Origin of the sequence: Nonomuraea sp. NPDC049784 (assembly GCF_040659615.1) — a bacterium.
Taxonomy (GTDB): Bacteria; Actinomycetota; Actinomycetes; order Streptosporangiales; family Streptosporangiaceae; genus Nonomuraea.
Genome location: NZ_JBFAMX010000753.1, coordinates 1 through 4,331, shown reverse-complemented (window position 1 = coordinate 4,331; position 4,331 = coordinate 1). Strand labels below are relative to the sequence as shown.

General features: G+C 70.1%; 2 protein-coding genes. Both read left to right on the top strand.

The window, feature by feature from the left end:
- The first annotated feature begins 205 nt into the window (after positions 1–205).
- A complete protein-coding gene (locus AB0J09_RS57690) occupies positions 206–2,686 on the top strand; it encodes an ATP-binding protein (protein WP_360711488.1) in 2,481 nt (826 codons plus the stop codon).
- On the top strand, positions 2,683–4,331 hold a 1,649-nt coding region (locus AB0J09_RS57685), incomplete at its 3' end, for a type IV secretion system protein (protein WP_360711485.1). The genes AB0J09_RS57690 and AB0J09_RS57685, both read left to right, overlap by 4 nt.

Sequence of the window (4,331 nt, the reverse complement as noted above, 5' to 3'; positions counted from 1 at the left end):
TTGGGGATGACCTCCAGCGACACCGTGTCGGAGAAGGTCTCCCACTCGCGGAAGCGCTCCTCGTACCCGCGGGCTTCGCGGCACAGGCACAGACCGTCCGACCGAGCGAAGAGGAGTTGGCGAGTGACCCCCCGGGCACGAGAATCGGTGAGCGATAAGTGAACAAGCGAGCAGGTCTGGCCCGTTCATGCGCCGAGGGGGCGGCATGAGCAGGGCGTCACGAGCGCACCAGCGCCTCGCGGTCCGCTATTTCGACGACCGCATCCTGCTCACAGACACCAGCGCATGGGCGTACTTCCGCCTCCCGACGGTCAGCTACGAGTTCGTCACCCCGGAGGAGCGCGAGGCGCTGGCCACCAACATCACGATCGCGCTGGCCGCGATCAGGATGCCCGACGCGGAGGTCCACCTGAGGGTCGCGCACCGCACGTACCCCGCGGCGGAGTGGGCCATGGCGCTCAACGCCACGTCCGACGAGGGGTCCGGCTGGCGCGACTACCTGGAGGAGATGTACCGGCACGTCTGGGCGAAGGACTTCTGGTCCAAGGAGGTCTACCTCGGCGTACGGCTCGGCCCGCGCGGCAAGCAACTCGGCGACGGCGTGCTCGCCCAGCTCTTCGGCTTCTACCAGACGACCGAGAAGGCGCTCGGCATGGAGGACGACCACGTGCCCGACAGCGAGATCGGGCGGTGGACCGAGTCCGCCGAACGCCTCGGCAGAGCACTCGCGTCAAGCGCCCTCTACGCCAGGCACGCCACCTCTGTCGAGGTGGCGTGGTTGTTCCAGCACGCGGCCGCGGGCGCGCTCGGCGACCCGCCGCCGTCCGCCAGTCCGAAGCGGCGCTGGGGCAGGGGTGAGATCGAGTCGCTGGTCGAGGGGGAGATCCACAACGGCAGGTCGCTGCTGCGCATCGTGCAGCCGCAGGGCGACTCGTACGTGGCCCACCTGTCGTTCGCACGCTTCCCCGACCTCATGCCGTTCCCCGACGGCGAGCCGTGGATGCACTTCGCCGACCAGCTCCCGTTCCCCGTGGAGATCTCGTCGCGGATGCGGCTCATTCCGCCGGTCAAGGCGTCCAAGGACGTCGCGCGCAAGCTCGCGCACGCCCGCGACATGGACCACCACATCCGCGAGGCCGGTGCGGAGGCGCCGCTCGCGCTGGCCGAGCAGATCGACGCGGCCCGCCTGCTGGAGCACGGCATCACGAAGGAGCGGTTGCCCTTCGTGTACGGCTGGCACCGCCTGATCGTGTCGGCCCCCACCGAGGACATCTGCGTGCAGCGCGTCGAGGCGGTCGTCGAGCACTACCGCGACATGGGCATCGACGTGGTCAACTCGACGGGCGACCAGTTCTCGCTGTTCAGCGAGTCGCTGCCGGGCGAGAAGGTACGCGTCAACGCCTACGCCCAGCGGCAGCCGCTCCGCACGATCGCGGGCGGCATGGCCACCGCCACGGTCGACCTCGGCGACCGGCTCGACGACGGCGGCAAGGAGGGCTGGCTCGGCCCGTACATCGGCGAGACCGTCGGCAGAGCCCGCAGCATCGTGCACTTCGATCCGCTGCTCGCCGCAAGCCGCAACCGGCCGACCGCCATCGCGATCACCGGCGAGCCCGGCGGCGGCAAGACCACGCTCGCGCTGCTGATGATCTACCAGATGGCGCTCAGGGGCGTGACGGTCGCGGTGATCGACCCGAAGGGCGACGCGGAGTCGCTGGTGCAGCTGCTGGACAAGCGGGGCCGCAAGGCCCGGATCATCCCGCTGGGGTCGGCGGCGCCGGGGCTGCTCGACCCGTTCTCGTTCGGCGACGACATCGCGGCGAAGAAGACCATGGCCACCGAGACGCTGCGGTTGCTGCTCCCGCGCATGTCGGAGGAGCGCGAGTCGGCGATGATCCAGGCGGTGGCCGCGGTGTCCAACGCGCCCGACCCCTCGCTCGGCAAGGTCGTCGACTTCCTGGAGCAGGCCGGCGACCCCGCCTCGAAGAACCTGGGCGCCGTGCTGCGCTCCATGTCGGAGATGCACCTGGCCAGGCTCTGCTTCGACCCCTCCGGCGGCGATCAGATCGACAGCGAGGGGTGGACGACCGTGTTCACGCTGGGCGGTCTCACGCTGCCGGACGTGGCCACGACCAGGGACGACTACTCCTACGAGCAGCGGCTGTCCGTGGCGCTGCTCTACCTGGTCTCGCAGTTCGCGCGCAGGCTGATGAACGGCCTCGACCGGCGCGCCCCCAAGGCGATCTTCCTGGACGAGGCGTGGGCGATCACCTCCACGCCCGAGGGCGCCAAGCTGGTGCCCGAGGTCAGCCGGATGGGCCGCTCCCGCAACACCGCTCTCGTGCTGGTCTCGCAGAACGCGGGAGACCTGCTGAACGAGCAGGTGACCAACTGCCTGTCGTCCGTCTTCGCGTTCAGGTCCACCGAACGGGTGGAGGTGGACCACGTCATGTCCCTGCTCGGGGTGGAGCCGTCGGAGGAGCACAAGGCCGTGCTGCGCTCGCTCGGAAACGGCGAATGCGTATTCCGCGATCTGGATGGCAGGGCAGGGCGAATCGGAGTAGACCTGATCTCCGAGGAACTTCTCCGTTGGCTCGACACGAACCCGACACACGACAAACCCGGCGGCGCCGGGCATGATGATCTTCAAGGGGGCGTGAGCAGAGCGCAGGAGGTACGGTCATGAAGATCCGGCTATCGCGACGACTCGCGCTGGCTCTCGCGCTCATCACAGGCATCCTCGTGGTGCCCATTGTGGTGGGCGGCCTGTCGGTCCCGGCCGCCGCGGCCCCGTGTGACCTGTCGGGCCCGCTCAACCCCGAAATGGTCGGCGGCGGCCTGGACGGCCTGATCCAGGCGCCCGCCCAGGCCGGGGCGCAGGCGCCGACCACCAACTACTCCCAGTTCGGCATGAGCGGCCAGTTCTGGCACACCCACGACCTGAGCTGCTCGGACTACGTCGCCGTGCTCGGCAACATGTGGGCCAACGGCATCTTCACCGCGGCCAAGTCCGTCGACCGGCTGACGATCACCACGTACCAGGCCGCGGCGACCGAGGGGCCGCTCCAGGCGATCAAGGACGTCGTCGACGACATCGTCACGAACCTCTCCAAGGCCATGTACTGGCCGTTCCTGCAGCCGGTCGTCATCCTCGGCGCCATCTGGCTGGCCTGGTACGGGCTGATCCGCAAGCGGGCCACCACGACCGCCGAGGGCGTGATCTGGATGGTGCTGGCCGTCACCGTGGCGGTCTGGTTCCTGAGCCGTCCCGGCGACTTCACCGGCCTGGGCAAGGTCGTCACGGACAAGACCGGCGAGGTCGTCAACTCGGCCTTCTCCGGCCTGCCGGGCGCGGGCGGCGCCTCCTGCCTGCCACCGCCCGGCCAGGCCGCGCCGGAGGTCAAGCCCGGCGGGTACGGCCAGATAGGCACGCCGGGCGTCGACCAGAACGCCGACGCGCTGTGGTCCACGCTGGTCTGCAAGCCGTGGCTGGTGGGCCTGTTCGGCACCGCCGACCCGCAGCAGCCCATCGTGCGCGACTGGGGCCGCAAGGTGCTGGAGATGCAGTCGGTCCCGCGGGCCGTGGCCGGCCAGCCTGCCCCCGACGTGGGGGCCCGCCAGTCGGAGTACGCCTCGCTGGCGGAGAAGCTGAAGAACGACCCCGTCTACACGGTCTTCTCCGGCCGTGACTGGTCCAACCGGCTCGGCGTGGCCGTCGGCGCGTTCATCGCCGCCATCGTGGCCGGCCTGCTCATCTTCCTGGTGGCGGTCTCGCTGCTGGTGCTGAAGGTGGGCTTCCTGCTGCTGCTGATACTCGGGCCGGTGTTCCTGCTCATCGGCGTGCATCCGGGCAGCGGCCGGATCGTCGCCATGCGCTGGGTGGAGATGCTCATCGGCACGCTGCTCAGGCAGGCCGTGCTCACGCTGGTGCTCAGCGTCCTCGTGTACGGGTACGCGCTGATCATCTCCACGGCCATGCCATGGGGCATGCAGGTGCTGTTCATGGCCCTGCTGACGATCGCGGTGTTCTTCTACCGCAGGCCGTTCCAGCACCTGTTCGCCTCCATCAGCGGCCACACGGTCGCCACCCGCATGCTCGGCGAGGCCGCGAGCTCGTCCGTGCTGGAGCGCTCGGCAGGTGCGCTGCCGCCGGTCGCCTCGGCCAGGATCGGCCGCTGGGGGCTGCGCAAGGCCGAGCCGCTCATCAGGGCGGCCGGCATGGCCAACCCGGCGGGAGCGGCGGCGACGGCCGCGGCCACCGCGGGGCCGGCCCGCGTACGCGCCGAGGAAGGCGAAGGCGGTGCCACGGGCGCCAGGGTCCCGGCCACGGC